Annotated in this window: 15 protein-coding genes and 2 tRNA genes; 1 reads left to right on the top strand and 16 read right to left on the bottom strand. The window is 71.8% G+C overall.

Annotation, left to right across the window (positions count from 1 at the left end):
* Positions 1-122 precede the first annotated feature (122 nt).
* The 13 genes from QN157_11875 to QN157_11815 all read right to left on the bottom strand — a co-directional run bounded on the left by QN157_11875 (position 123) and on the right by QN157_11815 (position 13715).
* Positions 123-198 (bottom strand) — tRNA-Arg (locus QN157_11875).
* A gap of 163 nt (positions 199-361) precedes the next feature.
* Positions 362-910 carry a TlpA disulfide reductase family protein gene (locus tag QN157_11870; GenBank protein ID MDR7556289.1) on the bottom strand — a complete coding sequence of 183 codons (549 nt, stop codon included), beginning with the start codon at positions 908-910 and terminating at the stop codon, positions 362-364.
* A gap of 91 nt (positions 911-1001) precedes the next feature.
* Positions 1002-1208, bottom strand: a complete 207-nt coding sequence (locus QN157_11865) for a heavy-metal-associated domain-containing protein (GenBank protein ID MDR7556288.1) — start codon at positions 1206-1208, stop codon at positions 1002-1004.
* 221 nt (positions 1209-1429) lie between these two features.
* On the bottom strand, positions 1430-3931 hold the full coding sequence (locus tag QN157_11860) for a heavy metal translocating P-type ATPase (protein ID MDR7556287.1): 2502 nt from the start codon (positions 3929-3931) through the stop codon (positions 1430-1432).
* An 89-nt stretch (positions 3932-4020) separates the two neighbouring features.
* A complete protein-coding gene (locus QN157_11855) occupies positions 4021-4338 on the bottom strand; it encodes a metal-sensitive transcriptional regulator (GenBank protein ID MDR7556286.1) in 318 nt (105 codons plus the stop codon).
* Between the two features lie 180 nt (positions 4339-4518).
* Positions 4519-6291: a M28 family peptidase gene (locus tag QN157_11850; protein ID MDR7556285.1), complete on the bottom strand. Its 1773-nt coding sequence runs from the start codon at positions 6289-6291 to the stop codon at positions 4519-4521.
* Positions 6288-6974 (bottom strand): cysteine hydrolase, encoded by a 687-nt coding sequence (locus tag QN157_11845; GenBank protein MDR7556284.1) that lies wholly within the window; start codon positions 6972-6974, stop codon positions 6288-6290. The genes QN157_11850 and QN157_11845 overlap by 4 nt, the downstream gene beginning before the upstream one ends.
* A gap of 152 nt (positions 6975-7126) precedes the next feature.
* Positions 7127-8056, bottom strand: a complete 930-nt coding sequence (locus QN157_11840; protein ID MDR7556283.1) for an ABC transporter permease — start codon at positions 8054-8056, stop codon at positions 7127-7129.
* Positions 8022-8942: an ABC transporter permease gene (locus QN157_11835; GenBank protein MDR7556282.1), complete on the bottom strand. Its 921-nt coding sequence runs from the start codon at positions 8940-8942 to the stop codon at positions 8022-8024. Before QN157_11835 ends, QN157_11840 begins: the two co-directional genes overlap by 35 nt.
* Before the next feature lie 25 nt (positions 8943-8967).
* Positions 8968-10521: an ABC transporter substrate-binding protein gene (locus QN157_11830; GenBank protein MDR7556281.1), complete on the bottom strand. Its 1554-nt coding sequence runs from the start codon at positions 10519-10521 to the stop codon at positions 8968-8970.
* Between the two features lie 89 nt (positions 10522-10610).
* On the bottom strand, positions 10611-11810 hold the full coding sequence (locus tag QN157_11825; protein ID MDR7556280.1) for a M24 family metallopeptidase: 1200 nt from the start codon (positions 11808-11810) through the stop codon (positions 10611-10613).
* A gap of 34 nt (positions 11811-11844) precedes the next feature.
* Complete coding sequence (locus tag QN157_11820; GenBank protein MDR7556279.1) at positions 11845-12861, bottom strand: amidohydrolase family protein; 1017 nt, start codon at positions 12859-12861, stop codon at positions 11845-11847.
* Positions 12858-13715, bottom strand: coding sequence for an IclR family transcriptional regulator (locus tag QN157_11815; GenBank protein ID MDR7556278.1), 858 nt, complete (start codon positions 13713-13715; stop codon positions 12858-12860). Before QN157_11815 ends, QN157_11820 begins: the two co-directional genes overlap by 4 nt.
* A gap of 389 nt (positions 13716-14104) precedes the next feature.
* Between QN157_11815 and QN157_11810 the strand changes: the two genes are divergently transcribed.
* Positions 14105-15109 (top strand): tagatose 1,6-diphosphate aldolase, encoded by a 1005-nt coding sequence (locus tag QN157_11810; protein MDR7556277.1) that lies wholly within the window; start codon positions 14105-14107, stop codon positions 15107-15109.
* 782 nt (positions 15110-15891) lie between these two features.
* Here the strand turns inward: QN157_11810 and QN157_11805 are convergent.
* The 3 genes from QN157_11805 to mutM all read right to left on the bottom strand — a co-directional run bounded on the left by QN157_11805 (position 15892) and on the right by mutM (position 17298).
* Positions 15892-15968, bottom strand: a tRNA-Pro gene (locus QN157_11805).
* 138 nt (positions 15969-16106) lie between these two features.
* Complete coding sequence (locus tag QN157_11800) at positions 16107-16463, bottom strand: DUF971 domain-containing protein (protein MDR7556276.1); 357 nt, start codon at positions 16461-16463, stop codon at positions 16107-16109.
* Positions 16464-16494: 31 nt separating this feature from the next.
* A complete protein-coding gene (mutM, locus tag QN157_11795) occupies positions 16495-17298 on the bottom strand; it encodes a DNA-formamidopyrimidine glycosylase (protein ID MDR7556275.1) in 804 nt (267 codons plus the stop codon).
* Positions 17299-17364 lie beyond the last annotated feature (66 nt).

The following is a 17364-nucleotide window of genomic DNA, read 5'->3' as shown; positions in this document are numbered from 1 at the left end:
GTCCAGGGCGTGGGGTCTGTGGCGTGGGTCCCTGGGGATAGCGACGGTCCAGCTTCCACCCAAGCTGTGCGACGCGTCCCGCCCGGGCAGAACGCGCGCTGACTCGTCAGGTGCTGGAGACCTGGCGCGCCCGGAGGGAGTCGAACCCCCGACCTACTGGTTCGAAGCCAGTTGCTCTGTCCGCTGAGCTACGGGCGCGCACCCGGCGCCAGTATAGCACAGCCGGCATCGACGGCCGTGGCGTCGGCGCTGTATCCGGGAGCAGCACCGGGGCATGGTGCGACGCTCGCGGTACCGGCGCAGCCGCCCTGGGTCCCGTGCCGCACCCTTGCGCATGGCGTACGGGGTGGTGCGGACCGCCTCACCGCGCCAGCACCTCTTCGACAGCCCGAGCCCACGCGGCCTGGTCCGTCACGACACCCGGGAACTTGCGCACGATCCGTCCCTGCCGGTCGATGAAGAACGTCTCGGGCACGCCGGTGAGTCCATAGGCCCGGTAGATGCGGTTGTCGCGGTCGCGCACGACCGGATACGTCGTCCGCGTCTCCCGCAGGAACCGCTGGGCCGCCGGGATGAGATCCTGCACGTTCACGCCGACAACCACGACGCCCCGATCCCGGTACCGTTGCCAGATGGCTTCCAGCAGCGGTGCCTCGTCGCGGCACGGCACGCACCACGACGCCCAGAAGTTGAGCACGACGACCTTGCCCCGGAGCGCAGCCAGCTCCAGGGTGCCGTCGCGGTCCAGGCGCGGCAGCACGAACGGCGGTGCGTCAGGGGTGAGCCCGCGCGCCAGTGCCGCAGTGATCGAGGCCTGGCGGCCGGCGCGGACGATGAGGAGCGCCAGCGCACCCACCACCAGCCCGACCACGGCCAGGATCACGACCCGCGGCCGTAGCGTGCAGTTCAATGGGTCAGCACCTTCCGGGCGCCCCGTGCACGGCCGCCGCACTCCGCGCGGCTGCGAGACCAGGGCGCCGGCGCCCTGCCGTGCGCGCCGGTCAGGCCGCCGGGTACCCCGCGGCCTTCAGCGCCTCGCGGATGCGCGCCTCGTCGACCCGACGCGGATCGAACTCGACCAGCACCCGCTTGGTCACTGCGCTGGCCTCCACCTTCTCGACGCCGGGCAGCTTGCGCACTGCCTCGGTCACGGTCTGGACGCATCCCTCGCAGTGGATCTTCGGGACATCGAACGTCTTGCTCGTCATTGCGTTCCCCTCTCCTTTCTCTCTCTGGCTGTGCGCCCACGGGACCGCCAGGACCCCCTGGGCACCCGCCCATGGGCGTCGTGTCTGCGTTCCCTTTCCCCTCGCCCATATCCCCGGTACCGTCACAGGCCGCCGGCAGGACCGGCAGGCGCACCCCTCGCAAGGCGTCGCGCTCCCTGTGTGTGCGCCTGCCCTCAGGGGCCGCGGTGGGTGGGCCAACGCTACGCTGCCGCCGCAGCCGCCGCAGGCAGCCGAAACCGGCGCAGGCGCAGGCTGTTGCTGACCACCGTGACCGACGAGGCCGCCATGGCCAGCGCCGCCAGAGCCGGGTTGAGCAGCGTCCCCGTGAACGGGTACAACACGCCTGCCGCGACCGGGATCAGGGCCACGTTGTACGCGAACGCCCAGAACAGGTTCTGCCGGATCGTCCGCATCGTGCGCCGGCTCAGGGCGATGGCCGCCAGCACGCCCCGGAGATCGTCGCCCACCAGGACGATGTCTGCCGATTCGATGGCCACGTCGGTCCCGGCGCCGATGGCGATGCCCAGGTCGGCCTGCACCAGGGCAGGCGCGTCGTTGATGCCGTCGCCGACCATGGCCACCACGTGACCCTGGCGCTGCAGGGCCTGAATCTGCGCGGCTTTCTCCCCGGGCTTCACCTCGGCCAGCACCCGGGTGATGCCGAGTTGCGCCGCGATCGCCTCGGCCGTCCGCCGGGTGTCGCCGGTCAGCATCAGGACCTGCATGCCCATGCGCTGCAGCGCGGCCACGACCTCGCGGCTGTGAGGCTTCAGGGTGTCGGCCACCGCGATGACACCGGCCGGTGCGCCGTCGATGGCCGCGACCATCGGCGTCTTCCCGGCCGCGGCCAGGCGCTCGACGTCGGCCCGCAGGCCGTTGGCGATCAGCCCCGCCCGTTCCAGCAACGCGGCGTTGCCCACCAGCACCCGATGCCCGTCCACGACGGCCTCGATGCCATGGCCGGGGACCGCCTCGAAGGCCGACGGGTCGCTCGGGGCGATCCCGCGGGCGCGCGCGTAGGCCACGACCGCCTCGCCGATGGGGTGCTCGGAGTGGCGTTCGGCGGACGCGGCCAGGTGCAGCAGGCGTGCGGCGTCCACGCCGTCGGCGGGCACCACGTCGGTGACCTGTGGTGCGCCGCGGGTCAGTGTGCCGGTCTTGTCGAAGACCACCGCGGTGAGCCGGTGGGCCGTCTCCAGGGCCTCGCCGCCGCGGATCAGGATGCCGGCCTCGGCCCCCCGGCCGGTGCCCACCATGATGGCAGTGGGCGTGGCCAGGCCCAGGGCACAGGGGCACGCGATGATCAGGACCGCCACGAAGGTCAGCAGCGCGTAGGTCACGCGGGGCTGTGGACCGATCAGCAGCCAGACCGCAGCCGTCACGAGCGCGATGGCGATCACCGTCGGCACGAAGTAGGCCGCCACGCGGTCGGCCAGCTGCTGGATCGGCGCCTTGCTGCCCTGCGCCTCCTCGACCAGCCGGATGATCTGCGCCAGCGTCGTGTCGCGGCCGACCCGTGTGGCGCGGAACCGAAAGGCACCGGTCTTGTTGAGCGTCGCGCCGATGACCTCGTCACCCTCGCCCTTCTCGACCGGCATCGACTCGCCGGTGATCATGGACTCGTCCACGGTGGAGCGCCCCGCGATCACGATGCCATCCACCGGGATGCGCTCGCCGGGGCGCACCACGACGACGTCGCCGACCTGGACCTCCTCGACCGGGACGTCCACCTCCTGGGTATCGCGCAGCACGCGCGCCGTCTTCGCCTGCAGGCTCAGCAGGCGCCGGATCGCCTCGCTGGTCTGGCCCTTGGCCCGCGCCTCCAGGTAGCGGCCCAGCAGGATGAAGACGATGATGATGGACGCCGTCTCGTAGTAGACCGTCGGCGGCACACCGCTGGCCGCGAACCACTGGGGCGCGAACGTGGCCGCCGCGCTGTACAGGTAGGCAGCCGACGTGCCCACGGCGATCAGCGTGTTCATGTCGGCGCTGCGGTGACGCAGGGCGGCCCACAGGCCGCGGTAGAACCGCCAGCCGGCCCAGAGCTGCACGGGCGTGGCCAGCAGGAACTGCACGGTCCAGTCGTGCAGGAGCGGTGGCGTCCAGACGGCGATGCCCATGTGGGGCAGGCTGCCCCAGAGGATCGGCGCGCTCAGCAGGGCGGCGACGGCCAGCCGCAGGCGCAGGTCACGCAGCTCGCGGGCCCGCCGCTGGGCCTCGCGGTCGACCGTGGCCTCCTCGGTGGCCAGCGGCTCGTACCCCGCGGCGCGGATCGCGCGCGCCAGGGCGTCGGGGCTCGCCACACCCGGCACGTACTCCACGGTGGCCTGCTCGCGGGCCAGGTTGACCGCCGCGGTCACCACACCGTCCACGGCGCGCAGCGCGGCTTCCACCTTGGCCACGCACGAGGCGCACGACATGCCGGCGATGGGGATCACGGTGCGGGCGCGGGGCACCTCGTAGCCGGCGTCGTGGACCGCGGCGACCAGATCCTCCACGCGGACCGCCGCCGGATCGAAGGTCACCGCCGCCCGCTCCGCGGCGAAGTTCACCTGGGCGGTGACCACGCCGGGGACCCGCTGGAGATGCTGCTCCACGCGGGCCACGCACGACGCGCACGACATGCCGGCCACCGGGAGATCGACACGCCGGGGTCGTGTGCGCTCCTGTGCGGGCTTCGTGCGCTCGGTCACGACGCTCATAGGCCTCTGCTCCCTTGGGCCTGCGATCCTCACGGATCCGATGGTCCGCACGCTGCGACGCGCCACCACGCGCCCGCAGTCCGTCCGGCCTACAGCTTGCTGGACATCTCGAAGACCTCCAGCAGCTCGGCGATCGTGCGTTCCCGCTCGCGCGGATCGTCGGAGCGGATCGCCGTGGACGCGCACGTCTGCAGGTGGTCCTCCAGCACCAGGGCGTTGATGCGGTCCAGCGCCCGCTGGATCGCCAGGATCTGCCGCATGACGTCCACGCAGTAGGCCCCTTCCTCCAGCATGCGTTCCACGCCGCGCACGTGGCCGGCGACGCTGCGCAGGCGCGTCACGATCTTCGCGCGGGCCTCGGCCGAGCCGTGGCCGTGGCGATGCGGGGCGGGGGCTGCGTGTTCCACGGGCCGCTCCTTTGGCCCCTCCCATGGGGGAGGGGGTATCAACGTCAACTTCACCATAGCGCGCGCAGGCGGTCGCGGTCAAGGTGGCCCCACGCGCCGGGAAGGCATACTCGTGGGGGGCTTGCGCGATCGGGCGCCCGTCCGCGCAGGTCCGGGCGTCCCGGCGGCGTCGACGTGCGGCTAGAGAACCGCCCGAATAGCGGCGAGGGCTTCTTCCAACGCGAACCGCACGCGGTTGGCCTGACGGCGCAGTGCCACGTAGAGCATCTTGGCCTCGTCGCTCTCGGGAGCGGCCGTCCCCAGGGCGTCAGCCGCGGCCAGGCCCGGCAGCGGCGGCAGCGCCACGCCCAGGTCGTGCTCGAACGGCCCGCGCACGGTGTAGTTCACCGGCACGAGCAGGCGTCCGAGCCGCATCACGACGTCGTTGAGTGCCCGCAGCCGGGCCTCGTCTCCGGCAGCCGCCGCGGCGGTCAGTGCCTGCCGCAGCGCGTCGGCCTGGTCCTCCAGCGCCGCGGCCGCCGCGAGCTCCGCCGACAGGTCCAGACGGCCGCGCCCCGCCGCCTGGTAGCGGGCGAGCAGGTCGCGCAGCTCCCGTGCCGTCGCGCTGTAGTCGAGAGGTAGGGCGGGCTCGTTCAGCAGGCGGAAGAGCACGCCAGTGTAGATCCGGGTGTCCCGCACCAGGAACGCCTCGTCGATCTTGTCCAGCGTGTCCTCGGGCGTGTGCCACCACCACCCCAGGCCGGCGGCACGGCCCCCGGCGTGTTCGAACAACGACAGGCCCCGGCGGGTCTCGGGGTCGGCGGCGTCCTGCTCGGAGAAGGTCCCGAAGACCGACGGCAGCCCCACGCCCACGAACGACTGGTCGGCGAAGCGCCCGATGCGCCTGCCGCGCAGGTCCTGCCCGCCGATCGCCCGGACGAACTCTGCGGCGAGCGCCCGCGTCTCGGCCATCACCGGCGCCTCTTCCAGCACCGTGGCGCCACGGCCACCCGTCGAGTCGACGTTCACGTGCGCGACGCAGTGCCGGTAGAGGTCGAACCAGAAGTGATCCGCGTACCACGCCGAGCCGGCGAACCGGCCATGGGAGTGCCCCGACCAGAACGCAACCCGCAGCCCTCGACGCCGCGGGCCCCGGACGAGCACCCGGATCGCCTCCAGCACCGTGGCGTTGGCCGCGCCGTTGTCCATGGCGCCGTAGTGCCACGAATCGAGGTGGCTGGAGAGGAGCACGAAGCGATCCGGCTCGACCTCCCCAGGCAGATCGCCCACCAGCAGCGGGATCGTCCGCCAGCCGGTGTCCACCTCCGCCCAGGCCCGCACGCGCACGGGCCCCTGCGCCAGCAGCGCCTTGAGCCGGGCACCCACCGCGCGGGTGACCGAGAAGCTCGGGGTGCGGGGCAGCAGGTGCGCGGTCTCAGGCGTGGGCGGTCCCCACAGCGGTGAGACGCTGGTCTCGTGGGTGTGCTCGCCATGGATGAACACCTGGGCGATGGCGCCGTGCTCCTCCGCGCGGCGGACCTTCCCGCCAATGCCCAGCCCCTCGACCAGCGCGATCTTCCCCCGGACGTCGGTCCGCGCGTAGTCGTCGGCACTTCCCTGGCCCACGTAGACCAGCTCGCCCCGGATGCCGTCCGGCCCGGTGGGCGCCGCGAACGCATGGGTGATGCACGGGAGCGTCTCGCGTACCGGCGCCGTGACGCGCAATCGCGCGGCCCCGGGCAGGCTGATGAACGCGTCGTGCTCCAGCAGCTGCGTGCGCAGGCCCAACCCGCGCAGCACGCCTTCCACGTACGCGAACGCCTGGCGCTCGTCGGGCGACCCCGACAGCCGCACCCAGCGCGCGATCTGCCGGGTGTACTCCAGCAGCTGCGCTCCGGAGATCGCCGCGATGGCGTCGGCCTCCTGGGCGCGGCGCGCGTGCGCCACCGGCGAGCCTGCGGGCGCGTCGGTCATGCCCGCACCTCCGCACCACGCCGGCGCGCGACCAGGTCGGCGAACTCCCCCACGGTCATGGTGAACCCCAGGGCGGCTTCCACCTGCCGCAGCGCCGCCCGGTGGTAGTCCTCGCCGTTCATCGACCCGCAGGCGTCGGCCAGCACCACGACGCGCAGGTCGCGGCTGAAGGCGTCGAAGACGGTGGCGAGCACGCAGTTGTTGGTGTTCACGCCCAGCACGAACAGGGTCTCGGTCCGCAGCCCCCGCAGCACCAGCTCGAGATCGGTGCCGTAGAACGCCGAGTACCGGCGCTTGACGACCACGGGCTCGTCGCGCTGCGGGGCGAGCTCGGGCAGGATCTCGGCGTAGACGGACCCTTCCACGTTCTTCCCGGTCTGCCGGGGGCGGCCCATGCCCGGGACGATCTTGCCGGTCTGGTAGGCCCAGAAGGGGTTGTGGTGGTCGACGAACCCCCACGGGGAGGGCCGCCGCGAGTAGGTGGCCACGTGCACCACGGGCACGCCGTGGGCGCGCGCGACCTCCAGGGCCTGCCGGGCCGCCGCCACGATCCGCGCCGTGGTCTCCGGGGCGATGGGGTGGTAGCTCACCGCGGGATCCACGTGTCGCCGCTGCAGGTCGATGAGCAGCAACGCGCTCCGGGCCAGTTCGATCTGGAGTTCGACTTCCGGTGGTAGCGCCATCGTCGTCTCCCTTCCTCCCCCATGAATGCGTGCGTGGCCACCTCGGGTGGTCAGATGGCGCCCGCGAGCCGTCCGGGCACGGCTGCCGCGGCCGCCGCATACTGCGCGGTCGCCCGTGGGGTGCCGGTTCGGCGTGTGCGCGGGCGGCGCATCTACCGGCGCGTCGCCCGCGGGTCGAGCGCGTCTCGCAAGCCGTCGCCGAACAGGTTGAACCCCAGCACCACGAGCATTACCGCCACGCCCGGGTAGACGGCGACGTGGGGCGCGGTGCGGAGGTAGGTGCGGCCATCGGCCAGCATCGCGCCCCACTCCGGGGTGGGCGGCTGCGCCCCCAGCCCGAGGAAGCCCAGGTACGCCGCCGACAGGATCGCCCCGGCCAGGTTCAGCGTGGACTGGACGATCAGCGGGCCGGCCGCGTTGGGCAGGATGTGCCGCACCAGGATACGTCCCTCCGGCACCCCGATGGCCCGGGCGGCCTCCACGAACATCTCGGCACGCAGCCGGATCACCTCGGCGCGCATCAGCCGGGCGTAGGCGGGCATCTGCGCGATGCCGATGGCCAGCATCGCGTTGCGCAGCCCCGGGCCGGCGAGCGCCACGATGATGATCGCCACCAGGATCGCCGGGAAGGACAGCAGCACGTCGACGAGCCCCATCAGCACCTGCCCGAGCCACCCGCCCCGGTAGCCCGACAGCGCCCCGATGGGGATGCCGACGCCCGCGGCCACGCCCACGGCGATCACGCCGATCACCAGCGAGACACGTCCGCCGTAGACGATGCGCGAGAACAGATCGCGCCCCTGTTGATCCATGCCCAGCCAGTGCTGCCGCGAGGGCGGCTGCAGCCGGCGCTCCAGGTCGGCGTCGGTGGGCCCGTAGGGCGCCACCACCGGGGCCAGCAGCGCCACGAGCCCGAACGCCAGCACGACCCCCAGGCCCATCTGCGCCCCGCGGTGCCGGCGGAACCGCCGCCAGGCCAGCGCCGCCGACCCGGCGCGGCCAGTCCACACGCCCGCCGCATCGCCGGCCACCGCGCGCGCGGGCAGGTCAGGCGTAGCGGATACGCGGGTCAAGGGCCGCATAGACGATGTCCACGAGCATGTTGATGAGGACGAACGCCAGCGCCAGCCACAGCACCACACCCTGGATCACGGGGTAGTCGCGCTTGAAGATCGAGACGACGAGGAAGCTGCCCAGCCCGGGCAGGCTGAACACCGTCTCGGTGAGCACGGCACCGCCCAGCAGCCGGCCGAACTCCAGCCCGACGATCGTGACCACCGGCACCAGGGCGTTGCGCAGCGCGTGCACCTGGATGACCCCCCGTTCGGGCACGCCCTTGGCCCGGGCGGTGCGGATGTAGTCCTGGCGGAGCACGTCCAGCATGGCCGACCGGGTCTGGCGGGCGATGATGCCCGCGGCGAAGAAGCCGAGGCTCAGCGCCGGCAAGATGAAGCTCTGCCACGACGCCACGCCGCCGGCGGGCAGCCAGCTCAGCCGCACCGCGAACAGGAGGATGAGCAGCATGCCCGACCAGAAGATCGGCGTGGAGACGCCTGCCAGCGCCAGCACCATGCTGCCGTAGTCCCACGCCGAGTACGGCCGGATGGCGCCCAGGATGCCCGCCGACAGCCCGATCAGCACCGCGACGCCGATCGCGGCCAGGGCCAGCACCAGCGTCACCCGGAACCGCTGCAGGATCTCGTCCAGCACGGGCAGGTCGCTGACGATCGACGCGCCCAGGTCGCCGCGGACCAGGCGCGCCATGAAGACCGCATACTGCACCACCAGCGGGCGATCGAGGCCCCAGCGGGCGCGCAGCGCGGCCACGGTCTCGGGGGTGGCGAAGTCCCCGGCCAGCAGCACGGCCGGGTCGCCCGGCACGACCCGCATGGCGACGAATACCAACACCGTGACCGCGAGCAGGCTGGGGATCGCCACCAGCATCCGGCGGGCAAGGTAGGCCCTCATGACGCGCCGGCCCGCGTGCTGCGGGTTACTTGAGCTCCACGTCGTACAACGGCCACACCGTGCTCAACGACGTGACCTTCTTGGGGAACCCCGCGACGTGCTTGCGGGTGGCCCAGAAGATGGGCTGCTGGTACATGGGAATCGACGGCAGGTCCTGCATCAGGACCTGCTGGAGCTGGCGGATCAGCGCGCGGCGCCGCTCGGGGTCGGTCTCGACCTGCTGGGCTGCGTAGAGGCGTTCGAACTCGTCGGACGAGTAGAAGGGCACGTTGTTGCCCCGCGGCGGCAGCTCGGCCCGCGAGTAGATGCCGATGGCGTTATCGGCGTCGCCGTTCACGGTGCGCCACCAGGTCATGGTCATCTGGCTGGGGTTGCGCTCCAGCGGCAGGCGGATCATGGCCGAGAACTGCCCCCACTCCATCTGGTTAATGCGCATGGTCACGCCGGCCCGGGCCATCTGCGCCTGCACCGCTTCGGCCACTTCCTTGTCCATCAGGTAGCGGCCGGCACCGTAGCTGAAGGTGAAGGTGAGGTCGGGCACGCCGGCCTCCCGCAGCAGCTGCCGCGCGCGCTCGGGGTTGTACCGGTAGACGTCGTAGGTCTCGACGTACCCGACGGCGTTGGCGGGCACCAGCGAGCGGGAGACCCGGGCCAGGCCACGGAAGATCTGCTTGACGATGGCGTCGCGGTCGATGGCGTAGGTCATCGCCTGGCGGACCCGCACGTCGTTGAAGGGCGGCCGCTGGGTGTTCATGTTGAAGCGGATGAAGCCGGCCGACGGGGGGTTGATGAAGACCAGGTTGGGGTTGCTGCGGATGCGCTCGGCGTCCTGGGGCGTGAAGTCGTGGATCACGTCCACGTCGCCGGCCTCCAGGGCCGCCACCCGGGCGCTCATGTCGGGCACGTAGCGCACGACGATGCGCCGGATCCTGGGCTTGCCGGCCCAGTACTGGTCGAAGGCTTCGAGCTCCATGCGGTCACCCCGCACCAGGCGCACGAACCGGTACGGCCCCGGGCCGATGGGGTGTTTAGAGAACTCCTCGTCGCCCACCCGTTCGATGGCGGCCTTGCTGTAGACGGTGATCGTCTGGTAGATGAAGGTCTTCAGCAGGGGCGCGAACGGCGTCCGGGTCGTGATCTTCACCCGGTTGCCCGGCTGCGCGGTGATGCTCTCGACCATGGCCAGCGCCGACCGCCCGATGGACAGGCGCCGGAAGCGCTCCAGGCTGTAGACGACGTCGTCAGCGGTGACCGTGCGCCCGTCGTGCATCTTGACGTTGTCGCGGATCTTGAAGACCAGCGACCGTCCGCCGTCTTCGGTGGTCCACGACTCGGCCAGCCAGGGCTTCACGTTCCCCTTCTCGTCCAGCACCACCAGCGAGTCGCCGATCTGGGCCAGCATGCCGAGGATCGGCAGTCCGGTGGCCTTGTGGATGTCGGGCGTCGGCACCTCGAAGGGCAGGGCGATGACCAGCGTGTCCTTCGCCTGCCCCCACCCGGGCACGGCCGGCGCGCTCCCCACGAGCGCGACCGCCAGCAGCACCGGCCAGCTCCGGTGCAGCCACCGCAATGCGTTCATGCTCCCACCTCCCGTGGTCGTCGTGTATTCTGCTCGGTCGATCCCGTGCGCACGTAGATCGTGCCTGCGCCGTCTGCCCGTGCCCCGCGTCAGACCACCGCGAAGTCGAGCGGGTGCTCCTGCAGGCAGCGGCCCCCCTCGGGCGTGACCACGCACAGCGCGCCCAGGAAGACACCGCGCCGCAGGTCGGGCGTGGTCGGGTTGGGTTCGATCATGATGAGCTGGTTGGCCTGCAGCACGAAGGGCTCCGGGCTGTAGGTCTCCGCGGGCTTCCCCACCGGCAGGATGGGGAACATCGGGGGATTCGGCCAGCCGTGGACGATCGGCGCCTCGGCCGCCAGGCCGGCGTCGGTGATCGGCCGCGCGGCCTCCAGGATGTCGTCCTGGGTCGCGCCGGGCCGCAACACCGCCCGGACCCGTTCGAACGCCTCGCGGGCCACCCGGTAGAGGTCCCGGTACTCGGGCGTTGGGGCGCCCACGCTGATGGGAACGATCAACTGCCCGGAGCAGCCCCCGTAGCCCACGCTGATCTCGTTGAGGACGACGTCCCCCGGCTGGATCGCACGCTGGCTGGGGACGTGCCGTGGGTAGGGCATGTCGGGCGCGTCCTGGGCCGTGCTGCCGATGAGCACCACGTCCAGGGCGTCGCCGCCGCACTCGTACGCCGCCGACAGGATACGCCCGTAGAGCGCGACCTCGGTGACGCCCGGCCGGATGGCCTTGATCAGTTCGGCCATAGCGTAGTCGGTGTACGCGGCGCCGCGGCGGTAGAAGGCCAGCTCCTCCTCGCTCTTGACCTGCTGGAGGTTCTCGACGTCCCGGGTGATGTTCACGAACTCGGCCTGGGGCAGCTCCTCGCGCCAGATCAGGTAGTGGTCCATGGGCAGGGTGATCCCCCGCCGCGAGTGCACGCCCACCAGGCCCAGCCGGCCGGCCGCAAGCCCCAGCGCCCGGATGTGTCGGGCCACGGTGTGGGCGATGCTGGCCCCGCCCCACTGGGTGTCGGCGATGGCCGACATGCGCCGTGCCGCGTGCAGGTGGGGGTAGAGCGAGTTCCAGGCCGCCGGCGCGCCGTCTCTGGGGAAGAACGCGTAGAACTGCATCGACTCGCGCATGCCTGTCAGCCAGCGGGCGTTGGCCTGGTAGAGGTCCTTGTACCCGCCGTACACGATGGCGCCGTCCAACCCCCTGGCGATCAGCAACTCGCGCAGCAGGGCGTGACGGCGCTGGTACTCGGCGGCCGAGAACTTCGGGTAGATGTCCGCGGCCGGTCGTTCGGCGACTGCCATCGTGGCCTCCCTGTGGTCGCGACGACCTGTCGTCTCAGGCGGACGGCGCCGGGGGCGGCGGGCCGCCCCCCTGGGCCGACGTCAGCAGCCGGGCGGCGTTGCCCGCCAGCACGGCGTGACGAGCATCGGCGTCGCCCAACGCCTGCGCGACCGTCGTCACGGGATACGGATCCGACATGTCGAACGGGGCGTCGGTCCCCAGCACCACCTGGGCCGGCCCCACCCACTCCACTAGCGCCCGCAACGCCGGCGGGCTGAAGACCAGCGTGTCGTAGAAGAACCGTCGGGCCTGCTGGCTGGGCGGCACCGCGGCGCCCGAACACTCGGGACGCACCGCGAAGCCGCGGTCGAGCCGCCCCAGCAGCCACGGCAGGGCGCCGCCCCCGTGCGCCAGCAGCACGCGCAGCCCCGGATACCGCGCCAGCACGCCACCGAAGATCAGGTGGGCCGCGCCAAGCGCGGTCTCGGTCGGATTCCCGACCAGGTTGCGCAGGTGGTAGCGCTGCATGCGGGCGGCGCCGGCGACGTCGTGCGGGTGGAGGAAGACCAGCGCGTTCAGCCGCTCGCAGGCCTCCCAGAACGGCGCGAGGGCCGGATCGTCGAGCTCCACGCGGCCCGCGACGCTGGCGGCAATCGCCACGCCGTCGCAGCCCAGCGCGTCGCACGCGCGCCGCGCCTCAGCGGCGGCGGCCGCGGGATCCTGCAGCGGCACGGTGGCGAGAACCCGGAGACGGCCGCCGGCCCCGCGGGCCAGGAGGGCCAGCCCGTCGTTCATCGCCCGGCTGTACGCCACGCCGTCGTCCGGGGGAAGGTCGTGCCGCAGGAGGAAGGGCGGCAGGCTCACCACGCGCACCCCGATCCCGCGCGCGGCACCGTCCTCGAGCAGGGCGTCGGGGTCCACGAGCGCGCGGGGCACGGCGTGCCAGCGGTCGCCCACCCGCACCGCTGTCTCTCCATCGGCGACCCGCAGCCACCCCAGGCGCGCCAGTGCGTCCCGCGGCGCGAGGTGCGCGTGGACGTCGATGGCCCCGAAGGCTTCGAGCGCGCTCACGGTGTGGTGCCCCGCCCCTTCCTCCCGGCGTCGCCAGCCACGACTGGAGGGCCTACGTAGCCGAGATCACGAGAGATCCGCCGGGCGGTGTCGGTCACCTTCTCGATGAGCTCGGGGATGCGGCTCTTGGGAATGCGAGCCGCCGGCGCCAGCACGCTGACGCTGGCCACCACGCGGCCCGTGTGGTCGCGGATCGGCGCCGCCACGCCGTGCACCCCGTCGTGCGACTCCCCGAACGTCACGCTGTAGCCCTGCGCCCGGATGGCGGCCAGGTCGCGGCGCAGCGCGTCGGGGTTGGTGATCGTCAACCGCGTCAGGCGCGGCAGCCCGCGCTGCAGGATGGCGTCGATCCGCTCAGGCGGCAGGTGGGCCAGCAGCACCTTCATCGAGCAGCCGGCGTGGAGGGGCCGGCGCATCCCCACCCGCGTCCACAGCCGAAATCCCGCAAGGGGCTCGAGCTTCTCGACGTAGACGCCCTCGTCGCCGTCCACCACCTGGAGCGAGACGGTCTCCCCGGTTTCGTCGCGCAGCCGTTCCAGGTGCGGCCGCGCCACGGGACGCAGCTCGATCTGCTCCGCCACCAGGTAGCCTCGCTCGAGCAACTTGTAGCCCAGGCGGAACTGCCGCGTGGGCGGATCGTAGTGCACGTAGCCCAGGGCGCGGAGGGCGCTGAGCAGCCGGTGGACCGTGGCGCGGGGCAGCCCCGAGGCGGCGGTGAGCTCCGCCAGGGTCAATCCGGGGCGTTCCAGCGAGAACGCGTCGAGCAGCCCCAGCCCTTTGGCCAGGCTGGAGGTGCCGTTGGCGCGCCACCCGGCAGCGCGCCGGCGGGATTGGTATGGAAGCCTGTGTCTCACGATATGAGATGATGTCTAATCTTTGGCCTATCATAGCGGACCCGGGGTCGCCGCGCAACCACAACGTCCTCCCGGGGTCATACGACCCGAGGCCATACGACCCGGGACCAAGCCCCCCGGGGCCAAGCGACACCCCCCGGCACACTTGTTGTTTCCCGCCCTGTGACTCGAGGCGCTACCTCCCTTCGTCCTCATCGCTCTCCGGAGCATCCTGGCGTACGCGTCGTTTCCCGCCGTGACTCGAGGGCGCCTGCCCGCCCCCACCAATGGGTGGTGGATCTTTCAAGTCAAACGCGTTGTGGCCCGCATGTGACAGGCTGTCGTGCGCGCGCTATGGTAGAACCGGCCTGACGCGTAGGAACTCCGAGGAACCGCACCGGAGGATCGACATGACACCCACGACACCAGGCAAGGCCCGCGGTCTCGCTCGCATCTCGGACGGCGCGGGCCGCTACGCCATCCTGGCCATCGACCAGCGGGCGCAACTGCTCCCCCTGGTGACGCGCGGCGCGGACGCCGCTGCCGGCGCCCCCGGGGCCGCCCTGGGAGCCCTCAAGCGCTTGCTGGCCGAGGTGCTGGCCGGCCACGTCACCGGGCTCCTGGTCGATCCGACCTACGGCTACCACCGCGTGCTCCCCGTGTTGCCGCGCAGCGTCGGCCTGCTGCTGACGCTGGAGGACCATCGGGTGGAGACCACGCCCGCAGGCTTTCGCCGAAGCCGCCTGATCCCTAACTGGAGCGTCGCTACGGCAGTCCGCGCAGGCGCCGAGGCCCTCAAGCTGCTGGTCTTCTCCCACCCGGCGGCCCCGCCCGACGTGGCCCGCGCGCAGCAGGCGCTGGTGCGCGAGGTGGGCGAGGCGTGCAGAGTCGCCGATCGGCCGTTCGTGCTCGAGCTCCTTCCCTACCCGTTGCCCGGACAGGCCGCCGACGAGTACGCCCGGGCGTTACCGGAGCTGTCGGTGGAGCTCGCCCGCACCTTCGCCGCGCCGACGTACGGCGTCGACCTGTACAAGCTGGCGCTACCGGGCGATCCAACACACGTGCGGGAGTGGGGTGGCACGCTCTACAGCCTGGCCGACCTCACCGAGGCCATGCGCGAGATCACCCGGCTGCTGCCCGCGCCCTGGGTGCTGCTGAGCGGCGGCATGCCCGGCGATCGGTTCGTGGCCGCCTTCCGGGCTGCGCTGGCCGCCGGCGCGCGCGGCTACCTGGCGGGGCGGGCCGTGTGGTGGGAGGCGGTGCAGGCGTATCCCGACATGGAGCGCGTCAGGCAGGCCCTGGAAGCAGACGGGGTGTCCGTGCTGCGGGCCCTGAACCAGGCCCTCGCAGAGGTCCCGCCCGTGCCGGTGGAGGCTGAGTGGCGGCTGCCGGTGGCGACGGAGGTGGTGAACTGAGTGTCAGACCTGCGACGCCGGACGGGAGGCGAGCCCGCAACGCGCGGATCACGGGACCATCGCAGATCCTGGCGCTCGCGTCCAGCCAGGCACGGCGGAGATCCGAGGCCAGCAGGCCCTCCCGCACGAGATCCCTCAGCCGTGCGCCCCCGCTGGAGGTCGCGGGCCAGCGTCACGTACGGGCTCACACGAGGACGTCCATCTGCTGCAGGTGATGGTCGTCGCACCCCCCGCGGAGACGGAGTCGAGGACGCGCAACGAGGTTCGGAGGAAGCGTTGGTGTTCTTCTTCATTCTTCAATCACGTGACGGATGGTGGTGGACGCGGAGGTGCCCACGTTTCTCTCCGGATGGTGCGAAACCAGCGACCCAAACGTTGCGACTAGCCGCCACGGCCCGCTCTAAGGCCCTTTGGCGACTGCAGGAGGTCATGGCGTTCCTGGGAGCCCACCGTGAGGACCGGGGGGTGTGCCCCGACGGTAGCCCGCAGGGCAGGAGACGAAGGAGGTGTAGACAATGGACTGGCCTTATGAGCAGTCGAGGCCCGGCGAAAGAGTGAAGCCGGCCGGATTCTGGAAAGATCCGCGCACCGTCGCAATCCTTCGCTGCTTCAAGCAGGGGTGCCTCTCAGAAGACATGGCCACCCGAATCCTTCGCACCCTGCCAGCTAATCACCAACCGAAATCAGACGTCCGGTGGTACGTCGACCACTATGATCGCGAAGGGTGGCCTCCATCCGAATAATCATTCAAAATGAACATCACCCTGGAGCTGGCTTTCCTCTGGTCGGGCCGGGCGGACTTGAACCGCCGACCTCCTGAACCCCATTCAGGCGCGCTACCATGCTGCGCTACGGCCCGAGGTCTCTGCGCGGAGTATACCACAGACGCCCGCTCGGGGCCTACGGGCGCGGCGGTCGTGGCCTACAGGTCCTGAGAGCCTACCACGTCCCCGGCCGCACGGCCGGACAGTCGCGCGTTCGCATCCCTCACCTGCAGTCACCGCGTAGGCGAGAGCCCATGCGATCGCCCCGCCCGACAGTCGCCACACTCGCACAGCTCGTACCGCAGCTTCGCATACGTGTACAGCCCGGTGTCGTGGCCGTCGGACCAGACGAAGCGCAGCGCGTAGTTGCCGACCTTCGAGACGCTCATGGCGCGGATGTCGGCGGGGACGTCGGCCTCGGTCAACGGCGGTGGCCGATGGCGCCACTCGCCTGCGCACGCCGCGCAGGGGCAGCGCATTCGCAGGGTGCGCCACGTGTACTCGGCGCGGTGGCCATCGGACCAGACGACGCGGAACGTCCGCTCGACCACGCTGCCGATCTCGACGGGGGTGGGCATCTTGGGGCTCATGTCTGGCCACAGGCGGCGGACACGTCCGCGCTCATCGCTGGCACTGCGGACAGTAGAACGCAGGACGCCCGGCGGCGCGGGCGGCGACGATGCGCGCCCCGCACACGCGGCAGGGCTGCCCACCGCGCCCGTAGACGTGCAGGCGCGCGCGGCCCTTTCGGCCCGTGGCGTCGACGAAGTCGGGCTCCCCGCCGGCGCGGACGGCCCGGGCGAGCACAGTCCGCACCGCCCGAAAGAGCCGCCGCCAGGCAGCCTCGTCGAGGGACGCGGCGGTACGTGTGGGGCGCAGGCCGGCGGCGAACAGGATCTCCTGCACCCACAGGTTCCCGATGCCGGCCAGGCGCCGCTGGTCGGTTAGGAGGTTGCGCACGGTGCCCCGCCCCGCCGTGAGCTCCCGGAAACGGCGGTACGTCAACCCCGGATCGAGCGGGTCGACGCCCAGGTCGGCCAGGAACGACACGCGGGCGAGGTCGTCGGTGGGCACGAGGTGCAGGCTGCTGAGCTGCAGCTCGCGGAACTCGATCACCCGCCCGTCGTCGAGCGCCACGACCATCGCGGTCATGGCATCGTTGGCGGGCGTGGGGCGCACGACCACCACGCCCCACAGGGTGTAGTGGAACACGAGCGTCCAGCCCTCGTCGAGGGTCACCAGCAGCGCCTTGCCGCGGCGCTGCACGTCGCGAATCGTGCGTCCGACCAGCAGGCGGGCAGCCTCGGCGGGCCGGTGGGTGCGGAGCGCCACCGGGCGGCGCACGTCGACCCCCACGATGCGTCGCCCCACCACCTGCGCGGCGAGCGTGCGGCGTGCGGTTTCGACCTCGGGCAGTTCGGGCATGGCCGGGGATCTCGCCTCGGTGGTTCCCTTCGTCGTCGGGCGCCGGGCTCCTCGCCGCCTGCCGGG

The sequence above is a fragment of the Armatimonadota bacterium genome, assembly GCA_031459855.1.
GTDB classification, from domain to species: Bacteria; Sysuimicrobiota; Sysuimicrobiia; order Sysuimicrobiales; family Humicultoraceae; genus Fervidifonticultor; species Fervidifonticultor primus.
The sequence above is the reverse complement of the archived record's forward strand: the minus strand, read 5'-3'. Positions and strand labels throughout refer to the sequence as shown.